Annotated in this window: 20 protein-coding genes and 1 pseudogene; 13 read left to right on the top strand and 8 right to left on the bottom strand. The window is 66.7% G+C overall.

Annotation, left to right across the window (positions count from 1 at the left end; genetic code table 11):
* Positions 1–201 precede the first annotated feature (201 nt).
* The 4 genes and pseudogenes from ASF41_RS01960 to ASF41_RS26565 all read left to right on the top strand — a co-directional run bounded on the left by ASF41_RS01960 (position 202) and on the right by ASF41_RS26565 (position 5,606).
* On the top strand, positions 202–1,695 hold the full coding sequence (locus tag ASF41_RS01960; protein WP_056490386.1) for a sigma-54 dependent transcriptional regulator: 1,494 nt from the start codon (positions 202–204) through the stop codon (positions 1,693–1,695).
* A gap of 98 nt (positions 1,696–1,793) precedes the next feature.
* Positions 1,794–3,896, top strand: a complete 2,103-nt coding sequence (locus ASF41_RS01955; RefSeq protein WP_056490384.1) for a L,D-transpeptidase family protein — start codon at positions 1,794–1,796, stop codon at positions 3,894–3,896.
* 896 nt (positions 3,897–4,792) lie between these two features.
* Positions 4,793–5,464, top strand: a pseudogene (locus tag ASF41_RS26520) (sugar transferase); the annotation flags it as partial.
* A gap of 22 nt (positions 5,465–5,486) precedes the next feature.
* On the top strand, positions 5,487–5,606 hold the full coding sequence (locus ASF41_RS26565) for a sugar transferase (RefSeq protein WP_156653189.1): 120 nt from the start codon (positions 5,487–5,489) through the stop codon (positions 5,604–5,606).
* Between the two features lie 139 nt (positions 5,607–5,745).
* Here ASF41_RS26565 and ASF41_RS24550 read toward each other — a convergent pair whose 3' ends face one another.
* The gene (locus tag ASF41_RS24550) at positions 5,746–5,970 is read right to left on the bottom strand and encodes a hypothetical protein (protein WP_156653175.1); all 225 of its coding nucleotides are present in this window, start codon (positions 5,968–5,970) and stop codon (positions 5,746–5,748) included.
* A 40-nt stretch (positions 5,971–6,010) separates the two neighbouring features.
* Positions 6,011–6,139 (bottom strand): hypothetical protein, encoded by a 129-nt coding sequence (locus ASF41_RS26385; protein ID WP_274534703.1) that lies wholly within the window; start codon positions 6,137–6,139, stop codon positions 6,011–6,013.
* Positions 6,140–6,344: 205 nt separating this feature from the next.
* Here ASF41_RS26385 and ASF41_RS01945 point away from each other — a divergent pair, with 205 nt between their 5' ends.
* Entirely contained in the window at positions 6,345–6,638 is a 294-nt protein-coding gene (locus tag ASF41_RS01945; RefSeq protein ID WP_056211411.1) for a hypothetical protein, read from the top strand.
* 259 nt (positions 6,639–6,897) lie between these two features.
* Positions 6,898–9,552 (top strand): DNA mismatch repair protein MutS, encoded by a 2,655-nt coding sequence (mutS, locus tag ASF41_RS01940; RefSeq protein WP_244479552.1) that lies wholly within the window; start codon positions 6,898–6,900, stop codon positions 9,550–9,552.
* A 91-nt stretch (positions 9,553–9,643) separates the two neighbouring features.
* Here the strand turns inward: mutS and ASF41_RS01935 are convergent, their stop codons facing one another.
* A complete protein-coding gene (locus ASF41_RS01935) occupies positions 9,644–10,174 on the bottom strand; it encodes a TIGR02281 family clan AA aspartic protease (protein WP_056211415.1) in 531 nt (176 codons plus the stop codon).
* A 714-nt stretch (positions 10,175–10,888) separates the two neighbouring features.
* Here ASF41_RS01935 and ASF41_RS01930 point away from each other — a divergent pair.
* The 5 genes from ASF41_RS01930 (at position 10,889) to ASF41_RS01910 (ending at position 15,234) form a co-directional block, all read left to right on the top strand.
* Positions 10,889–11,116 carry a hypothetical protein gene (locus tag ASF41_RS01930; RefSeq protein WP_056210837.1) on the top strand — a complete coding sequence of 76 codons (228 nt, stop codon included), beginning with the start codon at positions 10,889–10,891 and terminating at the stop codon, positions 11,114–11,116.
* Positions 11,117–11,561: 445 nt separating this feature from the next.
* On the top strand, positions 11,562–12,254 hold the full coding sequence (locus tag ASF41_RS01925; protein ID WP_056210838.1) for a 50S ribosomal protein L25/general stress protein Ctc: 693 nt from the start codon (positions 11,562–11,564) through the stop codon (positions 12,252–12,254).
* 126 nt (positions 12,255–12,380) lie between these two features.
* Positions 12,381–12,989: an aminoacyl-tRNA hydrolase gene (gene pth / locus ASF41_RS01920; RefSeq protein ID WP_056210839.1), complete on the top strand. Its 609-nt coding sequence runs from the start codon at positions 12,381–12,383 to the stop codon at positions 12,987–12,989.
* Between the two features lie 67 nt (positions 12,990–13,056).
* A complete protein-coding gene (ychF, locus tag ASF41_RS01915; RefSeq protein WP_056272986.1) occupies positions 13,057–14,154 on the top strand; it encodes a redox-regulated ATPase YchF in 1,098 nt (365 codons plus the stop codon).
* A gap of 84 nt (positions 14,155–14,238) precedes the next feature.
* Positions 14,239–15,234 (top strand): MaoC family dehydratase, encoded by a 996-nt coding sequence (locus tag ASF41_RS01910; protein ID WP_056490381.1) that lies wholly within the window; start codon positions 14,239–14,241, stop codon positions 15,232–15,234.
* Between the two features lie 4 nt (positions 15,235–15,238).
* Here the strand turns inward: ASF41_RS01910 and mtnA are convergent, their stop codons facing one another.
* From mtnA to ASF41_RS01890, 4 genes are all read right to left on the bottom strand, one after another.
* Positions 15,239–16,336 carry an S-methyl-5-thioribose-1-phosphate isomerase gene (mtnA, locus tag ASF41_RS01905; protein ID WP_056490378.1) on the bottom strand — a complete coding sequence of 366 codons (1,098 nt, stop codon included), beginning with the start codon at positions 16,334–16,336 and terminating at the stop codon, positions 15,239–15,241.
* Positions 16,337–16,454: 118 nt separating this feature from the next.
* Positions 16,455–18,047, bottom strand: coding sequence for a phosphoglycerate dehydrogenase (gene serA / locus ASF41_RS01900; RefSeq protein WP_056490375.1), 1,593 nt, complete (start codon positions 18,045–18,047; stop codon positions 16,455–16,457).
* A gap of 107 nt (positions 18,048–18,154) precedes the next feature.
* The gene (locus tag ASF41_RS01895) at positions 18,155–19,333 is read right to left on the bottom strand and encodes a phosphoserine transaminase (RefSeq protein WP_056210855.1); all 1,179 of its coding nucleotides are present in this window, start codon (positions 19,331–19,333) and stop codon (positions 18,155–18,157) included.
* A 148-nt stretch (positions 19,334–19,481) separates the two neighbouring features.
* Complete coding sequence (locus tag ASF41_RS01890) at positions 19,482–20,375, bottom strand: LysR family transcriptional regulator (RefSeq protein ID WP_056490372.1); 894 nt, start codon at positions 20,373–20,375, stop codon at positions 19,482–19,484.
* Positions 20,376–20,523: 148 nt separating this feature from the next.
* Between ASF41_RS01890 and dctA the strand changes: the two genes are divergently transcribed.
* Positions 20,524–21,858 carry a C4-dicarboxylate transporter DctA gene (dctA, locus tag ASF41_RS01885; protein ID WP_056490368.1) on the top strand — a complete coding sequence of 445 codons (1,335 nt, stop codon included), beginning with the start codon at positions 20,524–20,526 and terminating at the stop codon, positions 21,856–21,858.
* 59 nt (positions 21,859–21,917) lie between these two features.
* Positions 21,918–23,081 carry a mandelate racemase/muconate lactonizing enzyme family protein gene (locus ASF41_RS01880; RefSeq protein WP_056490364.1) on the top strand — a complete coding sequence of 388 codons (1,164 nt, stop codon included), beginning with the start codon at positions 21,918–21,920 and terminating at the stop codon, positions 23,079–23,081.
* 141 nt (positions 23,082–23,222) lie between these two features.
* On the opposite strand, the gene ASF41_RS01875 is transcribed toward ASF41_RS01880, so the two are convergent.
* Positions 23,223–23,891, bottom strand: coding sequence for a dienelactone hydrolase family protein (locus ASF41_RS01875; protein WP_244479518.1), 669 nt, complete (start codon positions 23,889–23,891; stop codon positions 23,223–23,225).
* Positions 23,892–23,903 lie beyond the last annotated feature (12 nt).

Here is a 23,903-nt window from a genome sequence, read left to right as displayed (position 1 = left end):
GGTCTGGACGGTTTGTCAGGGGGTGTGAAGTGGGGGGCGTGCCGAACGCTCTCCGCTCCGCAAAAGTCGGATCGTCGTTAAGCACGGCTTTACGCTCTTGGGGCACCCTGCGGTTCGAAACGAAACACGCCAGCGACGATGACGCCCGGACGACCCTCGTGTCGCCGGATGCCGTCCGCTTGCGAACAGCGAGGCTGCCCCATGTCGACAACGGTCCTGATCGTCGACGATGATCCCGTGCAGCGCCGCCTCGCCGAAACGATGGTTCGGCGCCTCGGCTTCGAGGCGCGGGTGGCCGAGAGTGGCGAGCAGGGCCTCCAGGCGTTGCGCGCTGGCGATGCGATCGATGTGGTACTTCTCGACCTCGTCATGCCCGGTGGCCTCGATGGACTGGGAGTCATGTCCGAGATGCGCAGAACCGGCCTCGACGTGCCGGTGATCGTTCAGACGTCGAACGGCTCGATCGATGCCGTTGTCACGGCGATGCGTGCGGGCGCCACGGATTTCGTGGTCAAGCCAGCCGGTGCCGAGCGTCTGCAGGTCTCGATCAAGAACGCTCTGAAGGTCGATCAGCTCGAGGAAGAGGTCCGCCGCATGCGCCGGCGCGCCTCAGGCGCGCTGAGCTTCAAGGATCTGACATCGCGGAGCCCGGATATGGAGCGCGTGATCCGCCTCGCCGAGCGCTCGGCCAAATCGAACATCCCGGTGCTGATCGAAGGGGAGTCCGGCGTCGGCAAGGAGGTGCTGGCACGGGCGATCCAGGGGTCCGGCGATCGACGCGGCAAGGCCTTTGTCACCGTCAACTGTGGCGCGATCCCCGACAACCTCGTCGAGTCCACCCTGTTCGGCCACGAGAAGGGCGCCTTCACGGGCGCTACCGAGCGTCATGTTGGCAAGTTTGTCGAAGCCTCGGGTGGAACGCTTTTCCTTGACGAGATCGGCGAACTGCCCCTCGATGCACAGGTGAAGCTTTTGCGCGCTCTCCAGGAAGGTGAGGTCGATCCGGTGGGCGGAAAGCGCAGCGTACGGGTGGACATCCGTCTGATCTCGGCGACGAATCGCTCGCTCCTCGACTTGGTCAAGCAGGGCCGATTCCGCGAGGACCTGTATTATCGCCTGAACGTCTTCCCCATGACGCTGCCGCCGTTACGGGCTCGCCGCGAGGACATTCCTGATCTGGTGCGCTCCTTTTGCGCGCGCTTCGCGGCCGAAGAAGGCAAGAAGATCAGAGCCATCACACCCGAGGCGATGGCGCTCGTAACCCGGTACGGCTGGCCGGGTAACGTCCGCCAACTGGAAAACGCTCTGTTCCGCGCGGTGGTGCTGGCGGATGGCGACGAACTCACGGTGTCCGAATTCCCGCAGATCGCCGCCCAGGTAGAAGGCTTCGACATCCGGATTCCCGCCGCACCGATCCAGCCGATGGTGCAGGGCGGCGCGCCGCAGCCCGTGAGGGAGATCGTCCGGGTGGAAGTGCGCGATCCGCATGCCATGAGTCTGGTCGCGGAAGAGACCGGCGAGATGAAGACGATGGACGGCTTGGAAGCAGAGATCATTCGCTTCGCACTCCAATTCTATCGCGGCCGAATGTCCGAGGTCTCACGCCGCCTCGGAATTGGCCGATCTACCCTTTACCGGAAACTCAAGGATCTTGGTCTCGCGGAAGAGGACAAGGTCGACGAGGCTGCTGCCTGAGACCTCTCATCGGCGATCGTGCGATTGCGCACGCGGCCGCCTGGTCCGATTATCCTAATGCTATCGGCCGGTATGGTCGGTCCCGAGGAGTTGCCATCATGGGCGTTTTGCGCTCTGCCTCCGTCGCGCTGTCCGCACTGCTGGCGGGCTGCTCAGCCTATGGGGCCCAGGCCCAGGTTTCCGACATGCGGCAGCAAGAGGGTCGCGCATCCGACGCTCAGAAATCGCAGGCCCAGCCTTCACACGCACAGGCTCCGGATGCAGCCTCCGCGACCCCGGTTACGCGGAACGCCTCGGTCGATCCGGGCGCGCCCGAGGCAGCCAGGCCCGATCCGTCTGCCGATAGCGCGGGTCCGATTGCGGCGAGGGGACCGGACGCGAACGCGTCCATTCCGGGAACGCCTTCTGCGAGCGAAGCAACGGCACCGCCGCCCCTGCCGACCGACCCGCAGGCCGCTGCCATCGCCACCCGGCTTGCCGATCCGACACCGCTCCTCTTCCGGCTCTCGACGAAGGATCGCGAGGCCATTCAGGCGTTCTATGCGTTGGGTGCCTTCAAGCCGGTCTGGATCGTCGATGGAGCACTCACGCCTGCGGCAAAATCCGCGGCCGCCCGTCTGGCCTCCGCGGGGGAGGACGGTCTAGCGGCGTCCGCCTATCCTGTGCCGGTTCTTGGAACGCAGGGCGCCACCGAAGCGCAGATCGCGGATGCGGACCTGAAGCTCTCGGCCGCCGTCGTGCTCTATGCACGGGATGCGCGCGGTGGTCGCATCCATCTTGCCAACCTGTCTCGCTTGATCACGCCGGTCCTCGATTTGCCGGCACCGGATGCCGTCCTCGCCCGCATCGCATCCGGCGGCGCGTCGGCCGGTTCGCTGCTGCAGGGCTACAATCCGGCTCAGTCGGGCTACCTCTCCCTGAAGGCGCGCCTCGCGGTGTTGCGAGGTAACGGCCAGACTCCGTCCGCGGCCGGTGTGCATCTGCCGCCGGGGCCAGTGCTCAAGCTCGGCATGACGGACCCGCGCGTTCCGGCCCTGCGTAGGCGATTTGGACTCGAAACCCGGACGGCCGGCACCCTCGATGCCGGACCGGGCAATCCAGAATTCTACGATGCCGGCGTGGTCGCGGCCGTGACGGCGTTCCAGCGCGCGCGAGGTCTAGCCCCGAATGGCACATTGACCCTGCAAACAGTGTCCGCTCTTTCCCGGCCCGAGTCCGCAGCCCGCACCGACGACGCGGAGGCCGCGCTCATCGTGAACATGGAGCGCTGGCGCTGGTTGCCCTCCGACCTCGGCCGCGACTACGTCATGGTCAACATCCCGGAGTTCCGCCTACGGGTCGTCCGGGATGGGCGTCAGCGCGACGAAGCACGCGTGATCGTCGGCAAAACGGAATCGCCCACACCGATCTTCTCGGGGATGATGGAGTACGCCGTCGTCAATCCCTCTTGGAACGTCCCGCCTTCGATCCTGAAGAACGAGTTCCTGCCGGGTCTCGCCCGCGACCCGAACTACGCGGCCCGTCGGGGCTACGAAGTGGTCTACCGCAACGGCAACGTCTCGGTGCGTCAGCCGCCCGGGGAGCGCAACGCTCTTGGCTTCATCAAGTTTATGTTCCCGAACAACCACGCCGTCTATCTGCACGATACGCCGAACCGAACCCTCTTTTCCTCCGCTCACCGTGCCCTAAGCCATGGCTGTGTGCGCGTGGAGGATCCCTTCCGGTTCGCCGACGCAGTTTTGCCTGAAGCCTGGTCGAGTGAGCGCTTGAAGAAGCTGATCGGGAAGGGCGAGCGCCAGATCCGCCTGAGTGAAAAGCTGCCGGTACACCTCGCCTATTTCACGATGTCGGTGGACGAGGCCGGCACGGTGCGGACCCTACCCGACCTCTACGGGTACGACTCCCGTATGAAAATCGCCCTCGGCCTGAGCCCAGGAAACCTATTGGTTGCGCGCGGGGCGGACGGCAAAACCCCGGAAGCCCGGCGGTCGGTGCAGAAGAAGCCCGCGGTGACGGCGCGAACTGTGCCCGCCCTGACGGCGGCACCTAAACCCCTGGACGAAGGGCGGCGGTCGCGGATCCGGGAGGTGAATTCCGAAGGTCCCGCCTTGCGCGCCACGGCCGAACGCCCGCCCGCCGGTTTTGGCGAACCCGACCTATGGACCCCTCGACCCGGCCGGCCCCTAAACGGTTGGTGGTAGCACTGGACCTTGGCGCGACTGAGCGACCCAACTGAACGGATCGTCGGCGGAGGCTTCTTTCCCGCAAGTTTCGTGGATGGACGCAAGAAGGTTCGGGAAATCGAGCAACGTTCGGCCGATCTTCAGCATGAGCTGAGTGTACTTCTCCCTTCCCGAAAGTATCCGTTCGCTGCCGGCTCAGGACTGCCGACAGGCTCGAAAACGTGTTGAGGGATGCATTCAGATGTGCCCAATTAAGGGCGCAGGATCCGATTGCGCAACGACCTGCAGAATTAGCGGCGCAGCAACGTACCGGATTGCAAATGTCGACGTGTGTGCCGTAATGGCACGCCAGGATTTCGGAAAGGTCAGACCGATCCTGCGGATGTCGTCCATCACATGAGATGACGAGCATCGACCTGTCCCCCCGCGCCAATCCCGAAGGAACACGACACTCGAAAGTTGCGGTCGAGTCGGCCTGGTGGGTAAGCCTGAGCGATGAGTAGGCGCCCATAGACCCGTGGGGGGCACCGACCACGCATGACGCCGGGCTCTGCATGGCATGTGCAACCATCGGCTTTGTCACCCTGATGGGCCAGGCATTTGGCGGATCATCGACGTCAACATGCACTTCCTTAGTGAAGTACAGGGGGCGGGAGCACGAATTTGAATATCGATGGTTACTTCAGATAGTACCATTTCAAATAACTGAAATATGTTTCAATATGCCGGCAAATATACTGCCAAACCTGTATTTTCGTGCATGCTGCTGCCTTCGGTTTGTCGTAATTCAAGGGTATGGTTTACAAGGAATTTAGCCTAATTCCTGCTATTGATGCTTTCCGTAGTCATTGTTCGCTGTAGTACGGGATGGACCTGGCCTGTTTCGCTTCAGCGCCACGGGCTGATGGGAATCGATGTCTGCTTATTCTGAGGGCACTGTCACGATGGACACCACTTCTGCTCGGAAGGGCCTTCCCGTCGGCACCACCACGACCGCGCTGACCCCATCCCATCCCGGCCTTGCCCRTCCCRGCCTTGCCCGTCCCAGCCTGGCGGCCCTCCGCCCCGCCCTGGACCAGACCCTGGCCGCCCTGGCCCTGTTCCTGGTCGCCCCGCTSCTGGTCCTGGTCGCCCTCCTGGTGCGCCTCGACAGCAAGGGCCCGGTCCTGTTCCGCCAGACCCGYACYGGCAAGGACGGGCACCCGTTCCAGATCTACAAGTTCCGCACCATGCGCGTGCTGGATGACGGGGCGGTCGTGCACCAGGCCACCCGGGGCGACGCCCGGGTGACCCGCGTCGGCGCCCTGCTGCGCCGGACCAGCATCGACGAGYTGCCCCAGCTCCTCAACGTGCTGCAGGGCGACATGGCCCTGGTCGGCCCGCGCCCCCATGCCCTGGCCCACGACCTCTACTACGGCGCCGAGATCCCGACCTACCGCCACCGCTTCGCCGTCAAGCCCGGCATTACCGGCTGGGCCCAGATCAACGGTTCGCGCGGGCCCACCCCCACCCTGGCCGACATGCAGCGCCGCGCCGCCCTCGACCTCTGGTACATCGAGAACCAGAGCCTGCGCCTCGACCTCCAGATCCTCCTCCACCCTGGCCGACATGCAGCGCCGCGCCGCCCTCGACCTCTGGTACATCGAGAACCAGAGCCTGCGCCTCGACCTCCAGATCCTCCTGCGCACCGTCCTGGCCGAAATCACCCGCCGCACCAACGCCTTCTGAAGCTCACTTCCTCTGCCCGTAGTCTAGCGCGATAAATCTTCGTGCTCGCCCGATACCGATCCCTCGCTTCATCCAACGAGCGTGCCGGCCCGTCCCGGGGGTAGGACAGAGCGAAGATCCAGAGATCCGATCTGGCGACCTACGAGGTGAGCGGATTGAAGTGATGAAAGATGCGATGTCGGTCCATCTCCAGGATTCCATGATCCCGCCGGATCGACCAGACGATCAACCCTTGATTCAAGAATTCGCACGCGACGCGTAACGCCTCCTCTTCGCCTCGTATGGCGAGATAGACATGCGACACAACATCCTCCTCGGATAAGCCTGCTTTGACCGATTCGCTCCAAGGGACGGTCCAGGACATCGCCTACTCCTGAAACAAGCCCAATTCTCCAGCTGAACGTTCAAGCGGGGGGATCGGCGAAACGTCGACGGTGGCGTTGCTTCAACAGCCAGTCGGCATCACGCAGCACCGGCACGCGCGCAATGAAGGCGCCAATCGCCGGTGGGTCCCGGACAGCGTTCTTTTCCATGAACCCGTCCGAATCTGCCGTCGAAGAGCAATGCATCTGAAGACTGCTCGCTGAGCTGCCCCGCACGCGGGCTTCCATTGTCTCTTTCATCCCAACAAATCTTCGCAAAGAGTGGCATCTTCGATGCCCACGAATGGGAACGGATTCACTTGGAAGGACTTGTTCGCTGGATGCGCAACGGGCGCGTCGACGGAAGATGGAACTCATGACGAAACTTGCGATCGCTCTGGCCGCCAGCACTCTGCTCGGCGCCATCGGACTGACGTCTGCGTCGGCCGCTCCCGTGATGCCAACGCCTGCCCTTGCCGTCGCCGGTGATCAAGTGGTCGACCAGGTCGCTTATCGCCGTCACCACCGCGGCATGCGCTATCACCGTCATCACCGCCGCATGCACCGCATGCCGCGATCGCGGATGATGAGCGATCCGAATTCCCGCAATCCGTCGCAGCCCGGCTATCAGCAGCAGAAGGGCAACACCTCAGGCGGCCCGCGCTACTGATCATCGGCGTCGGTCACAGCAGTCCGGTTGATCGTAGGGCCGACGTGCAGAGCACGTCGGCCCTTTTCACATTCCCCAGCGCTGGCGCTTTTTTGCTTCTCCCCAGGCGAGACGCATCCTCGCGCTGATTCTCCGACGGCCGCTCTGCTATGCTGAGCCCATGTCACAGCGCATCGCCCGCTCCGTTGCCAAGTCCGGTTCCGCTCCCTCGGATTACGCGACCAGTACGGCCGTCCTCGAGACGGCTGGCGCCACCCCGATGATGGCGCAGTATATCGAGATCAAGGCCGCTAACACCGATTGCCTTCTGTTTTATCGGATGGGCGATTTCTACGAACTGTTCTTCGAGGATGCGGAAATCGCATCCCGCGCCTTGGGGATCGTGCTCACCAAACGGGGGAAGCACGGCGGGACCGACATCCCCATGTGCGGCGTGCCGGTGGATCGCGCCGACGACTACCTCAGCCGCCTCATCGCGCTCGGCCATCGTGTTGCGGTCTGTGCGCAGACGGAAGATCCAGCCGAAGCGAAGAAGCGGGGTCCAAAATCCGTCGTCCGGCGCGAAGTGGTCCGACTTGTCACGCCCGGGACCATCACCGAAGATCACCTCCTCGATCCGGCTCGTGCGAATATCCTGCTCGCGATCGCCCGTCGTAAGGCGGGGGAAACGGCCTCCGTCTATGGTCTTGCAGCCGTGGACATCTCGACGGGGCGCTTCTCCCTGAGCGAGGTGCCGTCCGGCGAACTCGACTCCGCGATCGCCCGGCACGATCCGCGCGAGATCGTGCTGTCGGAAACCATTCACGCCGATCCGGCGCTCGCCCGGTTGTGGCGCGAATGCTCGGCCCCCGTAACGCCGTTGGCCCAGGCTGAACTCGAACTCTCCGCGGCAGAACGGCGGCTCAAGGCGCAATTCGGGGTTTCGACTCTGGAGGGCTTCGGCCAGTTCGGGCGGGCCGAGATCGCCGCCGCAGGGGCGGCACTGCTTTACATCGAGCGTACACAGGTCGGTGCGCGTCCGACCCTGTCACCGCCGACTCGAGAGAGTTCCGCCGCGACCCTCTCCATCGATGCATCCACCCGTGCCAATCTCGAACTGACCCGAACCCTATCCGGTGAGCGTAAGGGAAGCCTGCTGGACGCCATCGACCGGACTGTCTCCGCGGGTGGGGCCCGCCTCCTTGCGGAGCACCTCGCCGGCCCCCTGACTGATCTCGAGGCGATCCGGCACCGCCACGCAGCTGTGGAGTTCCTGGTCGATGATGCGCCTACCCGCGCCGCCTTCCGCGACAGCCTCGCAAGAGCGCCGGATCTCGCCCGAGCCCTCTCGCGTCTTGCCTTAGGACGGGGCGGCCCACGTGACCTCGCGGCTCTCCGTGATGGTCTCGACGCGGCGCAGGATCTCGCCGATCGATGTGGGAGCCTTGTGCGCCTGCCGGAGGATCTCTTGGCGGTCGCGACCTGCCTTGCTGCCGTGGACCGCGCCCTGGTGTCGGAACTTCGTGCGGCGCTGGCCGACGACCTCCCCCTGAAGCGTCAAGATGGGGGGTTCGTACGCCCCGGCTACGATTCGGAGATCGACGAAAGCCGACTGCTCGGCCAGGATTCACGAAAGGTCATCGCTGCCCTGCAGGCGCGTTACGCCGAGGAGACTGGCTGTCGTACCCTTCGGATCAAACACAACAACATGCTCGGCTACTACATCGAGGTGCCGCAGGGGGTGGGCGAGGCCTGCCTCAAAGGTGTGATGCGCGAGACCTTCATCCATCGCCAGACCATGGTCGATGCGATGCGCTTCACCAGTATCGAACTCGGCCAGCTCGAAAGCCGGATCTCGGGTGCATCCGACCGGGCCCTGGCCTTGGAAAACGCCGTGTTCGATGCCCTCGCCGGACGAGTCCTGACGCAGGCAACCGCTATTGCTGAAGTGGCCGAGGCCCTCGCGCGGCTCGATGTGGCCGCGTCGCACGCCGAACTCGCGGTCGAGCGCGACTGGCGCCGCCCTCTTGTCGATGAAAGCTACGCCTTCGTGGTGGAAGGAGGACGCCATCCCGTGGTGGAGGCGGCGCTCCACCGCTCCGGGGCTCCCTTCATCGCCAACGATTGCGATCTGTCGGGGGAGGGGCGCGGGCGCATCCGCCTGGTGACGGGTCCCAATATGGGCGGCAAGTCGACTTTCCTGCGTCAGAACGCGCTGATTGCCGTCCTGGCGCAGATCGGCGCGTTCGTGCCGGCGGCGCGCGTTCGCCTCGGCGTCGTCGATCGGCTGTTCTCCCGCGTTGGTGCCGCTGACGACCTCGCCCGAGGGCAATCGACCTTCATGGTCGAGATGGTCGAGACCGCTGCGATCCTGAATCAGGCGACCCGTCGCTCCCTCGTGATCTTGGACGAGATCGGTCGCGGCACCGCGACCTTCGATGGCCTCTCCATCGCCTGGGCCTGCCTTGAGCACCTGCACGAGCAGAATGGCGGCCGCGCCCTGTTCGCGACCCACTTCCACGAGCTTACCGCCCTTGGACAGCGCCTTTCCCACCTCGACAACGCGACTCTCCGGGTGGCCGAGCACAAGGGCGAAGTCGTCTTCCTGCATGAAGTGGTGCCGGGCGTGGCCGAGCGCTCCTACGGGTTGCAGGTGGCACGGCTGGCAGGCCTTCCGGCCGGCGTGATCGCCCGCGCGGGTTCGATCCTGAAGCATCTCGAGAAAGCCGAGCGCGACCGACCCTCAAGGCCCCGCATCGACGACTTGCCGCTCTTTGCCAATCTGGCGCCGCCGCCGATGCCGGAGCCGGTCTCCGAAGCGCCCGACGACACCCTGCGCCTCGCTCTCGAAGCCATCGATCCGGACGCGCTAACGCCACGCGAGGCCCTGGAGGCCCTGTACAGGCTCAAAGCTGTGGTCAGCCAGGGCCATTGAGGACGTCTCGGATGGTCTCAGGTGCCGACGACTGGGCCCACGGGCGGGGCCTGATCGTTGACACCTTGGACCCGATAGGACGTCGACAGGGTCACCCCCGCAGGGTGAGGCGGCCTCCATTCATACTGAACTCGTTCAAGCGCTTCAGAAAGGACATGCCGAGGAGGCTGGTGGACAGGCGCCCGCGAGGCATGACCATGCCGTTGACCCCTTGAACGGTGATGGTGCCGATCCGTATTTCAGGAATACGCACCGGCGCCGCCAGGATGGTACCGTTGGCAGTCTGGACCGGTACGCGGAATTCGTGTTCGCCGACCCGCAAGCCCGCGCGCTCTGCATCCTCGTAAGTGAAGGCGCAGGCTGTTGCACCGGTATCGACCAACATGCGTAGACGCTTCCCGTCGATCACCGCATCGGTCGAGAAGTGTCCTTGCGCATCGGAGAAGAGCGTCAGGGTGCTCGGGCCGCCTCGCACCGATGCGCCCATGGCGCGCTCGCCCAGCGGCGTGGCAATGATGGCAGTCTCCGGGGCCAGCGGACGTTGGAATCGCTCTGCTAGCCCGACGGCCCACATTGCGGCGGCTGCCGTCACTCCGAGCGCCCATACGATCGGTCGTGTCATAGCATCCATTCCTTCCTCGATGCGGAAGAATAGATCCGCCAGGGTGAACGAGCCGTCGGTTTGGGGCGGGAATCTTCTCGTGATTCGCTGTGACCAAGGCTTATGGTTTCAGAGTCGCTGACGGGATCGATTGATGAGATCGCGCTGCGGCACCGCAATTGCTGACCCTGGAGGTCGGCAACCTCGGATAGAAAGGTGTCCTACCCAACGTTGGCAAGTTGCTCGGCGCGGGCCGCCTGCTGGGCCGCGAAGTTCAAACACGCCTACTCTACCGTCGCGGCGATAGCGGGGCTTAATTGGGGTGAACGCGTCGCTTGGGCTGATGCTGCCGAACTGCACACCGATGAAGCCTGGAGCCAAACCTTCGAAACGTGGAATCGGGGCGCGGCCGAGACCTTCCCCGCGACGGAGCGCGTCGCTGCCCGCACGACGGGTGCCCAAGTACTATCGTTCTCCCCGGGCGGGATTGTCACCGTGAGCAAGCCTGCTGGCTCCGTCTGCGGTCAAGCGAACCACACCCCTCAAAGGCTCGGGTGCACGGCTTGATGCCGGTGGCGCCGACTGAAGGGGACGCGGCCAGCCATACGCATTACCCTCTCATTGATTTCATCGATATCAATTATTGAAATCACCTGTTTGAATGATGGTGCGGTGCAAATACATTGCGATCACCGGATGAGGCATGGACCTCCGGTGAAAAGAAGGACACCTGTCATGACCAGCCGTATCTTGATTCTCGCGACCCTCGCAACGGCCAGCCTTGCCAATACTGCGATGGCGGACGACCGTACATTCCTTATGCCGCCGCTGTATCGCGAGCAGGCCCGCGCAACGGCCACCGTGCGTCCCACTTCCGAGTTGACGACGACGCCTTCCCTGACCCCACGCGTGCCTGCCACCCGGCGGGTCATTGCCGAGACCGCTGACGTGTCCGTTCGTTAAGACGACCGCCCCGTGCGTCAGGGCAGTATCTCTCCGATCCGCGCTCCAGTGGGACGTTTCCCATTGGAGCGTTTTCGTTAATGCCTCGTGGCCGAAAGCGAAAGATCTCTCAAATTATCCGCTCTATAGATTCGATTAGTAAGATAGCGCGCTCGTGTCTCCGGCCGGGCTCGCCTAGCTGCACGCCGACATATCGTCAGCCAGGCTTCGGTCCACGATGCGGATCCGGGTCGGATGGATCGCCTTGGGGCGATCGGCTCGCGACCAAATGACCGCGTCCGGACGACGCCTCGGTTGCGCCGCGCGTTACTTGCGGGTATAGGCCGCGCCAGCGCCCGCCAGACACCCTTGGAGGCACGGGCGCTTCGGGGATCGGGGCATGGCCGTCCGTTTCGGGCGGCCTTTCGCGTTTTCCCGAGATTTTCATTTTCAAAAGGATCACGCCATGAGCGCAGTCAAGACGCTTGAGGCCGTGGCACGCGACCGGGTCGGCAAGGGGGCCGCCCGGGCCGTTCGTCGCCAGGGTCAAGTTCCCGCCGTCATCTATGGTGGCGGTCAGGCTCCGCAGTCCATCGCCGTCGACCTGGTCCGCGTCCGCACGCTGATCTACGCTGGTGGCTTCAAGACCACCCTGTTCGAGATCAATGCGGGCGGCAAGAAGACTCGCGCAATCCCGCGCGACTTCCACTTGGATCCGGTGTCCGGCGTGCCGATCCACGTCGATTTTTTGCGCGTCGTTGCCGGCCAGTCGATCACGGTCGAGGTCCCGGTCCACTTCCTGAACGAGGACGCGGCCCCCGGCATCAAGCAGAAGGGCGGCACGCTCAACGTCGTGCTTCACACGCTTGCGCTCGAGGTTGCGCCCGACGCGATCCCGGATGCCATCGAGATCGATCTAACCGGCCGTGATATCGGCGATGCCATCCACATCACCGACGTGAAGCTGCCGTCCGGCGCCACCTTCACCGGTGAGCCCGACGCCACCGTCGCTAACATCGTGCCGCCGACCGTGCTTGGCGCCGAGGTCGAGGCCGAAGAGGCCGCGATCGCCGAGGCGCAGTCCGCCGAGGCCGCCGAGGAGAAGGCCGAAGAAGAGGCCACCGAGGAGGCCGGCGAGGACGAGAAGAAGGAGGATTGAGCCTGGGGCGCAAGCCCTGTCTCACCCCATCCTTGCGGGTGCCCCGGCCATCAGGCCGGGGCATCTCCGTTTCCGGGGACGCCCGCGACGTTCCGATGCGAAAACTTGTCTGGATCGATTCGCGCAATGCGCCTGATCGTCGGCCTCGGTAATCCCGGCCCACGCTACGCCAGGAACCGCCACAATATCGGCTTCCTCGCCGTGGACGAGATCGCGCGCGTGCACCGCGCCGGACCGTGGCGCCAAAAGTTCCAGGGGGAGATCGCCGAAGTGGCCCTCGGGTCCGAGCGGGCGATACTGCTGAAGCCGCAGACCTTCATGAACGAATCCGGGCGTGCCGTGCAGGAAGCGCAGCGCTTCTACAAGATCGCCCTCTCCGACGTCATCGTCTTGCACGACGAACTGGATCTCGCCCCGGCCAAGCTGCGGGTGAAGACGGGGGGGGGCAATGCCGGCCACAATGGGCTGCGCTCGATCACGGCGCAATGCGGCAACGATTACCGCCGGGTCCGCCTCGGTATCGGACATCCAGGGGACAAGGCTCTGGTGCACGCCTACGTGCTGAACAACTTCGGCAAGGCGGAGGAGGCTTGGGTCGACGACCTCTGCCGGGCCATCGCCGACCATGCGCCCCTGCTGGCCGGTGGCGAGGATGCGAGCTTTCAGAACAAGGTCCACCTCGCCATGGCGGGGCGCGGCTGGGACGACGTCAAACAGGTCAACGCGCGCGATTGACCGCAGCGGTGACATCGGATTTCACGCGGGCAGCTTTTCAGCGGACCCGCGAACGGACAGGTGACCCATGGGCTTCAAATGCGGCATCGTCGGCCTGCCGAACGTCGGCAAGTCGACCCTTTTCAATGCGCTGACGCAGACGGCGGCGGCGCAGGCGGCGAACTATCCCTTCTGCACGATCGAGCCGAATGTCGGCGAGGTGGCGGTGCCGGATCCGCGTCTCGACGATCTCGCCAGGATCGCAGCCTCGAAGGAAATCATTCCGACCCGGCTCACGTTCGTGGATATCGCCGGCCTCGTGCGCGGCGCCTCGAAGGGCGAAGGCCTGGGGAACCAGTTCCTCGCCAACATCCGCGAGGTCGACGCCATCGCGCATGTGGTCCGCTGCTTCACCGACGGCGACGTGACGCATGTCGAGGGCAAGGTCGACCCAGCGGCCGACATCGAGACGATCGAGACCGAGCTGATGCTCGCCGACCTCGACAGCCTCGAGAAGCGCGTCATCGCCCTCGAGAAGAAGGCCAAGGGCGCCGACAAGGAGGCCAAGGAGACCCTCGATCTCGTCCAGCGTGCCCTGCCGCTGCTGCGCGAAGGCAAGCCCGCGCGCCTCGTGCAGCGTAAGCCCGAGGAGGAGCACCTGTTCCAGAGCCTCGGCTTAATGACGGCGAAACCCGTCCTCTACGTCTGCAACGTCGATGAAGGCGATGCCGACAAGGGCAACGCCTACTCGGATGCCGTGATGGCCCGCGCCAAGGCGGAAGACGCCAAGGCGGTCGTTGTCTCCGCCAAGATCGAGAGCGAGATCGCCGTGATGCCGCTCGGCGACCAGGGCGATTTCCTGGAGGCTGTCGGTCTCGCCGAGCCCGGCCTGAATCGTGTCATCCGCGCCGGCTACGAGCTTCTCGGCCTCATCACCTACTTCACGGTGGGGCCCAAGGAAGCGCGCGCCTGGACCATCGAAAAAGGCACCCGGGCTCCCGCCGCCGCCGGCGTGATCCATACGGACTTCGAGAAGGGGTTCATCCGCGCCGAGACCATCGCCTTCCACGATTATACGAGCCTGAAGGGTGAAGCCGGCGCCAAGGAGGCCGGCAAGTTCCGCCTCGAAGGCAAGGAATACGTGGTGCAGGACGGCGACGTGCTGCATTTCCGCTTCGCCAACTGATCTGACACGGGCGAGGGCGGCCTCGCTCCCGCATCGGCGAGCCGTCCCTCGGCCCGTCGAGTTCCAGCGCCTGAAAGGATCCGCATGAACGGCATCACCTTCGAGGACTTCACGCCCGGTACGGTGATCGAGGGTGGTCCGCTGACGGTGACAGAAGCCGAGATCATTGCCTTCGCTCAGGAATTCGACCCGCAACCGTTCCACCTCGACCCAGAGGCCGCCAAGGAAACCTTCGTCGGTCAGCTGATCGGCTCCGGCTGGCAGACCGCCGGCTTCGGGATGCGTCTCCTGCAGAAGCATGTCTTCCGCGGCGCTACCTCGATGGGCTCGCCCGGGATCAACGAGCTGCGCTGGATCCGGCCGGTGCTGCCGGGCGATCGCCTGAGCATCTCGGTCCGGGTCGACACCTGCCGGGCCTCGAACTCGAAGCCGGACCGCGGCTTCGTCGGTTTCGCGATGACCGTCCTGAACGGGGATGGCGAGCGCGTGATGACACAGATCTTCACGGTGATGTTTCCGCGGCGCGGCGTGGCCTCCTTGCCGCCGCGGGCCGTATCGCCTGCGGACGCCGTGCCGTCCGCAGAGCCCGACGATGCCGAACAGCTCCACTTCCTCGAAGCGACACCCATCGGTGCCGTGCGGGATCTCGGCGGCCACCACTTCACGCCGGAGGCGGTCATGGCCTTCGCGCAAGCCTACGACCCGCAGGCGTTCCACCTCGACCCGGAGGCCGCCCAGCACACCCATTTCGGCGCGCTCTGCGCCTCCGGTTGGCATACCGCTGCCGCTTGGATGAAACGGCTCCACATCACCCGCGGCCGCGACATCGCCTATACGGCGAAGACCGGTCCGGTCCCGCAACTCGGTCCCTCACCGGGCTTTCGCGACATGCGCTGGCTGGCGCCGGTCTATGCCGGCGACACGATCCGATACAGCTGTACCCTGATCGACAAGCGCGAGACCGCGTCGCGCCCCGGCTGGGGCCTCGCCTCCCACCAGAACACTGGCGTAAACCAGCGCGGCGAGAAAGTCTTCGCCTTCACTGGCTCTGTGTTCTGGCAATGGGCATCCGACGCCTGAGGGGTCAGGCGGCCTTGCGCCGTTCCGGGTAAAGGCCGAGAAGCCCCTCGGCATCGGCCGCGGCGACGCCGCGCTCCGTGATGAGACCGGTGACGAGGCGTGCCGGCGTCACGTCGAAGGCGGGGTTCGCCACAGGGCTTCCCGGCGAGACGACTTCGACGGTGGCGAAGCCGCCATCGGCCAGACGCCCGGTGAGATGCGTGACCTCGCGTCCGTCGCGCTCCTCGATGGGGATCTCGCGCACGCCGTCGTCCAGGGTCCAATCGATCGTCGAGAAGGGCAGGGCGGCGTAGAACGGCACCCGGTTGTCGCTGGCGGCCAGCGCCTTCAGGTAGGTGCCGATCTTGTTGCAGACGTCACCCGAGGCCGTGGTACGATCCGAGCCGACGATGCAGACGTCGACGGCACCGTGCTGCATGAGGTGACCGCCGGCATTGTCGGCGATGACGGTGTGCGGGACGCCGTGGGCGTTGAGTTCGAACGCCGTCAGGGCCGCGCCCTGGTTCCGAGGGCGAGTCTCGTCCACGAAAACGTGGACCGGCACGCCGGTATCGTGCGCCACGTAGATGGGTGCCAGGGCCGTTCCCCAATCCACCGTCGCGAGCCAGCCGGCGTTGCAGTGGGTCAGCACGTTGATGGTGCGATTCTTTTGACGGTGCAGGTCGCTCAGGATCTGTGCACCGTGGACGCCGATGGCGTGGCAGCTCTCCACGTCCTCCTCGGCGATACGGCCGGCCTCCGCGTAGGCGAAGGCTGCGCGCTCGACCGCCGGCACCGTGCGAAGCTTGGCGGCGACACGGTCGAGGGCCCAGCGCAGGTTGATCGCGGTCGGCCGCGTGGCGGCGAGGATCGCCACGGCCCGGTCGAGCCCGGCTTCGGAGGCATCCGCGCGCAGGCCGAGCGCGAGCCCATAGGCGGCCGTGACACCGATCAGCGGGGCGCCGCGCACGACCATGGTGCGGATCGCCACCGCGGCCTCTTCCAGGGTGGACAGCGTCTTCAGCTCGAAGGCGAAGGGCAGGCGGGTCTGGTCGATCACTGCCACGGAGGCGCCGTCCTCTGCGGGGAAGATGGTGCGGTAGGGCTTGCCGTCGATCTTCATGGGGGGATCCGGATGCTGGCGGTTTCGAGGCCGAGAAGCCTCGTCGTTGGACGGCGTTTACGTCAGAATGCGGTCGGGAGGCCAGCTTGCGGCCCGATCTGTCGAGACCGCAAAATTCTCAGAACCGCAGCGGCCGCACCCGCTTCACCTGTGGGATCGCGGCGATGCTAGCCAGAACGTCCTTCGAGACCGGCGCATCGACGGCGCAGAAACAGATGGCATTGCCGCCCATCCCATCGCGTCCGAGGGCGAACGTCGCCACGTTGACGCCGGCTGCGCCGAGCGCGCTGCCGAAGCGTCCGATGAAGCCCGGCTGGTCGTGATTGCGCACGTACAGCATGTGCTCTGCGAAGGCGGAATCGATCGGAATGGAGCGGATCTCGATCATGCGCGGCTTGCCGTCGTGGAAGACCGTGCCGGCGGCATCGCGGGGCATGTCCTCGGCCTCGACGGTGATGCGGATCACCGATCCGAAATCGGGTGCCCCGCCGGCGCGGGTGACCTCCTCGACACGGATGCCGCGCTCGCGCGCCACCGCCGGGGCGGAGATCATGTTGATGCCCGACAGGACGGGGCGGAGCACGCCGGTGACGGCGGCCGCCGTGAGTGCGCGGGTGTTCATCGCCGCTACCGCGCCTTCATACGTCACCCGGATGCCGTGGATCGGCGCGTCGGTGAGCTGGCCCAGGAACGAGCCGAGGTTCTCGGCCAGCTCCACGAAGGGTCTCAGGCGCGGCGCCTCGTCGGCCGAGATCGACGGCGTGTTGACGGCGTTTACGACGGCGCCCTGCAGGAGGTAGTCCGCCATCTGCTCCGCGATCTGCAGGGCGACGTTCTCCTGCGCCTCCTTCGTCGCGGCGCCGAGATGGGGCGTGCAGACCACGTTCGGATGCCCGAAGAGCGGGTTCTCGTAAGCCGGCTCGGTCGCGAACACGTCGAAGGCGGCGCCCCCGACCTGGCCGGACTCGAGGGCAGCGCGCAGTGCGACCTCGTCGACCAGGCCACCGCGGGCACAGTTGATGATGCGGACGCCCGGCTTCGTCCGCGCCAGGGCGTCGGCCGAGAGGATGTTCCGGGTCCGCTCGGTCAGCGGGACGTGCAGGCTGATCAGGTCGGCCCGCGTGAGAAGCGCGTCGAGTTCGCGCTTCTCGACGCCGATCTCGACGGCGCGCTCCGGCGTGAGGTAGGGATCGTAGGCGATCACCTTGAGCTTGAGACCGATCGCCCGGTCGGCGACGACGGCGCCGATGTTGCCGCAGCCGATGATCCCCAGGGTCTTGCCCGTCAGCTCCATGCCCATGAAGCGGGCCTTCTCCCAGCGGCCGGCCTGGGTCGAGGCGTCGGCCTGCGGGATCTGCCGGGCGAGGGCGAACATCATCGCGATGGCGTGCTCGGCGGTGGTGATCGCGTTGCCGAAGGGGGTGTTCATCACGATGACGCCGCGGGCGCTGGCCGCCGCCACGTCGACGTTGTCGACCCCGATTCCGGCGCGACCGACCACCTTCAGACGGTCGGCCTGCGCCAGCAGCTTGGCCGTGACCCTGGTGGTGGAGCGGATCGCGAGACCGTCATAGGTACCGATCAGGGCGGCGCAGGCGTCGCGATCCCGGCCGAGCTCGGGCCGGAAGTCGACGTCGAGGCCGCGGTCGCGCAGGCGCTGCACGGCGGCTTCGGAGAGGGCGTCGGAGATGAGCACCTTGGGCGCGGGCATGGCGGTGTCCGGCTCGGGCGGGGGAAAACCGACGCGCGACGGGGCCGGACAGCGGCTCCGTCGCGCGCACGGTATACGACGCGGGTGACGTCGAGGTCGCGCGGGCGTCAGGCGGCCCGGGCGAGCTTCGCCTTCTCAGACGCGAAGGCCCAGTCGAGCCACGGGGTCAGGGCCTCGAGGTCCGCGGACTCGACCGTGCCGCCGCACCAGATCCTGAGGCCGGCCGGAGCATCCCGGTAGGCGCCGATGTCGAAGGCGATGCCCTCGCGGTCCAGGGTGTCGGCGATGCCCTTGGCGACCGCACCGACGACGGCGTCGCCCATGGCGAGGATGTCCGGGTCGGTGAGGACGAGGCAGATCCCGGTGTTGCTGTAGGTGCCGGGATCGGCGGCGAGGTGGCCGATCCAGGGCGTCCGCGCCACCCAGTCGTGGATGACCCGGGCGTTGGCGTCGGCCCGGGCGTGCAGCGCCGGCAGGCCGCCGATGCGCGCGGCCCATTTCAGGGTGTCGAGGTAATCCTCGACCGCCAGCATCGAGGGCGTGTTGATGGTGTCGCCCTTGAAGATGCCCTCGATCAGCTTGCCGTCCTTGGCCAGGCGGAAGACCTTCGGGACTGGCCAGGCCGGGACGTTCGATTCGATGCGGGCGACGGCGCGGGGCGAGAGCACGATCATGCCGTGCGCGGCCTCGCCGCCCATGACCTTCTGCCAGGAGAAGGTGACGACATCGAGCTTGGCCCAGTCCAGTGGCATCGCGAAGGCCGCCGAGGTCGCGTCGCAGATGGTGACGCCCTCGCGGTCGGCGGCGATCCAGTCGCCGTTCGGCACGCGGACGCCGGCGGCGGTGCCGTTCCAGGTGAAGATGACGTCGTTTCGTCGGGTGTCGACGGCCGACAGATCGGGCAGGACGCCGTAATCGCCGACATGCACCCGCGGCGCGATCTTCAGTTCCTTCAGGGCGTCGGTGACCCATTCGAGGCCGAAGGCCTCCCAGGCGACGACCTCGACGGTCTTCGGGCCCAGCATCGACCACATCGCCATCTCGACGGCGCCGGTGTCGGAGGCCGGCACGATGCCGATCCGGTAATCGGCCGGCACCTGCAGGACGCTGCGGGTGAGGTCGATGGCCTCCTTGAGCTTGGCCTTGCCGATGGCCGAGCGGTGCGAGCGGCCCAGCGGCGCGTCGGCCAGGGCCTCGAGGCTCCAGCCCGGACGCTTGGTGCAGGGGCCGGAGGAGAAATTCGGCACGCGGGGGCGCGTGGCGGGTCGGTTGGTCACGTGCGTCATCCTTCCAGATGAGAGCTCCTCGTTGGGGAGGAGTGGCCCACCGACGCCAATGGACCCGCGCCGCACGGGACGCAAGCGGTCGTCCGCCCGGCCGGGATCGGACCGCACACGAGCCGGGGCGAAACGGATCTCCCGATGACGGCGCGGGTCACGTGTCGCGGAGATAGGCCCAAAGCGCGTCGGCGGCGTGGTTGCGGCACTCCGGCGACCGGAACAGACGGATCTCGATCGGCACGTCGCAGGCGTCGGGCCCGGCCCGGACCAGCTGGCCGCGGGCCTGGTCCTCGGCCGCCACCGTCTGCGGCAGCCAGGCGACGCCGTGGCCTTCGCGCGCCATGGTCGTCAGCGTCGCGGCGAGGTGCGAGGTGAAGCGGGTCGCGAGGTGGAGCGACGCGCCCGTCCGGCAGCTCGCGAGGATGCGCCCGAGGCCCGAGGCCTGACTGTAGGCCAGGTAGGGGATCGGGTCGTCGGGCGATCCGGGCAGCGACCAGGTGCCCGCGCCGCCCGGAGCCGGCGCGCAGAGCGGAACGAGGAGGTCGTGCCCGACCCGGACGCTCTCGAACCGGTCCGGATCGAAGCGCGTCGGCGCATCCGCGTGGAAGTGGCAGAACAGGAAGTGGACCTCGCCCGACAGCATGATCTGCTCGCAGGCTTCCATGCTGTCCGAGACGAGGTTCAGGGTCCCGAGCATCCGGGACTGCATGACCTGCCGGACCCAGCCCGGGAAGAACGTGAAGGACAGGGCGTGCGTCGCCGCGATCGACAGCGTCGCGGTGTCCTGGGCGCCGACCCCCTGCGCCTCCCGCCGCGCCCGCTCGAGGCTCCGCAGCAGGTCCTGGGCCGCCGGCTGGAAGTGGAGTCCGGCCGGCGTCAGCGTCGCCCCCTGCGCCCCGCGCAGGAACAGGGGCGTACCGACCCAGTCCTCCAGGGCCCGGATGCGGCGGCTGAAGGCGGGCTGCGTCACGCTCCGCGCCTCGGCCGCGCGCGAGAACGTCTTCTGCTCGGCCAGCGCGAGGAAGTCCTTCAGCCAGTCCAGGTCCATCCGCCCGTCCGATGCCGTCCCTGCATAGCGCGAACCGAACATGGCATTGGCCGAGCGCGGCTGTCCAGGCGTAAGCACAACGCCAAGCCCCACAAGAGGGATCACCGAGGAAACTGCCCAGAACGTGGTAGATGGGAGGAAACAGAGCATGAAGTCATGGCTCGGCAGGCTCTATGTTCAGGTCTTCATTGCGATTGTCTTGGGCGGTCTTGTCGGCGTCTTGCTGCCGGAGGTCGCCGTGACGCTCCAGCCCCTGGCCGACGGCTTCATCAAGCTGATCAAGATGCTGCTCGCGCCGGTCATTTTCGGCACCATCGTCGTCGGCATCGCCAAGATGGGCAACATGAAGGAGGTCGGGCGCATCGGCGTGCGGGCGCTCGTCTACTTCGAGGTCGTCTCGACGCTCGCCCTCGTCATCGGCCTCGTCGTGGTCAACCTGATGCAGCCGGGCGTGGGCATGAACATCGACGCCAGCCACATCGACGGCAGCGCCATCGCCGCCTACGCCAAGCGGGCCGAGGCGCAGCCGGGCTTCGTCGGCTTCCTGATGGACATCATCCCCACCACCATCGTGGATGCCTTCGCCAAGGGCGCCATGCTGCAGATCATCCTGATCTCGCTGCTGCTCGGCCTCGCCCTGGTCCAGGCCGGCGAGCGCGGCAAGCCGGTGGTCGCCGTCATCGACAGCCTGCTCGACGCGCTGTTCCGCGTCGTCGCCATGGTGATGCGGCTGGCCCCCATCGGGGCCGGGGCGGGGGTCGCCTTCACCATCGGCAAGTACGGGTTCGGCACCGTCTGGTCGCTCGCCTACCTGATGCTCGGCGTCTACGCCACGTCGATCCTGTTCGTCGTGCTGGTGCTCGGCTCGGTCTGCACCTGGACCGGGTTCTCCCTCGCCAAGGTGCTGAGCTACTTCAAGGACGAGATCCTCATCACCTTCGGGACCTGCTCCACCGAGGCCGTGATGCCGCGCATGATGGCCAAGCTGGAACGGCTGGGCTGCGAGAAATCCGTCGTCGGCCTGGTGCTGCCCACGGGCTACACCTTCAACGCGGACGGCACCTGCATCTACCTGACCATGGCGGCGATCTTCGTGGCGCAGGCCACCAACACGCCACTGGGCCTCGGCGACCAGCTCGTCGTCCTCGGGGTGCTGCTCCTGACCTCGAAAGGCTCCGCGGGCGTGGCCGGGGCCGGGTTCGTCACCCTCGCCGCCACCCTGTCGAGCCTCCACACCGTCCCGGTCGCCGGCCTCGTGCTCCTGCTCGGCGTCGACCGCTTCATGAACGAGGCGCGGGCGGTCACCAACCTCATCGGCAACGCGGTGGCCACCATCGCGATCGCCCAGTGGGAGGGCGCCTTCGATCGCGGCAGGGCCGAGGAGGCCTACCGCAACCGGGCCGCCATCGCCGCCGCCGACGTCGTTCCGGCCGAGACCCGGCCGGGAGCCGATCGGGCATTGCCCGCCGCGCTCGCCTCCTGAGGCCGCGCCCCCGTCACCCCACCCATTTCCCTCCGCCCAGTGAACCCAGGAGAGTCCCCATGCGCATCGTCGACGTCTGCGAGGTCACCAAGCCGATCGCCTCGCCCATCCGCAACGCCTACATCGACTTCTCGAAGATGACCGCCAGCCTCGTCGCCGTCGTCACCGACGTCGAGCGCGACGGCCGCCGGGTGGTGGGCTACGGCTTCAACTCGAACGGCCGCTACGGCCAGGGCGGCCTCATCCGCGAGCGCTTCCGCAATCGCCTCCTGGAAGCTGACCCCAAGAGCGTGCTGAACGCGGCCGGCGACAACCTCGACCCGCACAAGCTCTGGGCGGCGATGATGACCAACGAGAAGCCCGGCGGCCACGGCGAGCGCTCGGTGGCGGTGGGCACCCTCGACATGGCGATCTGGGACGCGACCGCCAAGATCGCCGGCAAGCCGCTGTTCCGGATGCTCGCCGAGCAGAAGGGCATCGAGGCCGACCCGCGCGTCTTCGTCTACGCGGCGGGCGGCTACTACTATCCGGGCAAGGACGACACCCAGCTGCGCGCCGAGATGCGCAGCTACCTCGACCGCGGCTACACCGTGGTGAAGATGAAGATCGGCGGCGTTCCGATCGCGGAGGACCAGCGCCGCATCGAGGCGGTGCTCGCGGAGATCGGCTCGGCCGCGCAGCTCGCCGTCGACGTGAACGGGCGCTTCGACCTCGAGACCGCCATCGCCTACGCCAAGATGCTGCGCCAGTACCCGCTGTTCTGGTACGAAGAGATCGGCGATCCCCTCGACTATGCCCTGCAGGCGGCGATGTCGGAATTCTATCCGGGTCCGATGGCCACGGGCGAGAACCTGTTCTCGCATCAGGACGCCCGCAACCTCCTGCGCTACGGCGGCATGCGCCCGGACCGCGACTGGCTGCAGTTCGACTGCGCCCTGTCCTACGGCCTGGTGGAGTACCTGCGCACCCTCGACGTGCTGGAGCAGTTCGGCTGGTCGCCGAAGCGCTGCATCCCGCATGGTGGGCACCAGATGTCACTGAACATCGCGGCGGGCCTCGGCCTCGGCGGAAACGAGAGCTATCCGGACCTGTTCCAGCCCTATGGCGGCTTCCCGGACGGGGTGCGGGTCGAGGCCGGGCATATCGTCATGCCCGAGCTTCCCGGCATCGGCTTCGAGGGCAAGTCGGACCTCATCGCGGTGATGCGCGACCTCGCCGCCTGAAACGGTCGCGTGGGCCGTGCGGGACGGCTGCATTCCGCGCGGTCCCCGCACGCCTCATGCGCCCGCGCGGGGGCCGCCCGGCAGGGTTCGGCGGAACAGGGCAAGCAGCGCGTCCCATCCCTGCGCGGCGGCCTCGGCGTCCTAGACGGGGAAGTCCGGCATCATCCAGCCGTGGGCGGCCGGGTAGATCCGGGAATTGTACCGGACGCCCGCCTGCGTCAGGGCCACCTCCAGGCGCTCGGCCATCGCGGGCGGGTAGCTGCCATCGTTCTCGGCCGCCGCGATGGTGACCTCCGCCCGCAGCTTCGCGACGAACCGGTGCGGGCTCGTCGGTGCGTCGGTGGCGAGGTTGCCGCCGTGGAAGCTGGCCACCGCCGCGAAGCGATCCGGGTTCCGCCCCGCCGCGGCCAACGCCATGCCGCCACCCATGCAGAAGCCCACGGCACCGACGGTCGCGCCCGCGACGTCGGCGCGCGTATCGAGATAGGCCAGGATCGCGTCCGTATCCCCCGCCGCCTTCTGGGGATCGGTCGTGGCCATCAGCGGGCCGAGGGTTGCGCGGAAGTCGCCGGCGAAGACCTCCCGCGGCACGAAGGGGCCGTAGGGCCCGTAGCGGTAGAAGAGATCCGGCAGGGCGACGACGTAGCCGGCCTCGGACAGGTGCCGGGCCATGTCTCGCATCGCCGGCCGGATTCCCCCGGCATCCATGTAGAGGATCACCGCCGGCCACGGCCCGTGGCCGGGGGGCACCAGGACGTCCATCGGGCAATCCCCGTCGGGCGTCCGGATCGTTACGCGCTCGTTCGGCATCGGCCTCTCCCG

It is taken from the genome of Methylobacterium sp. Leaf111, from assembly GCF_001423285.1.
Taxonomy (GTDB): Bacteria; Pseudomonadota; Alphaproteobacteria; order Rhizobiales; family Beijerinckiaceae; genus Methylobacterium.
This window is presented reverse-complemented; position numbering and strand designations above follow the sequence as displayed.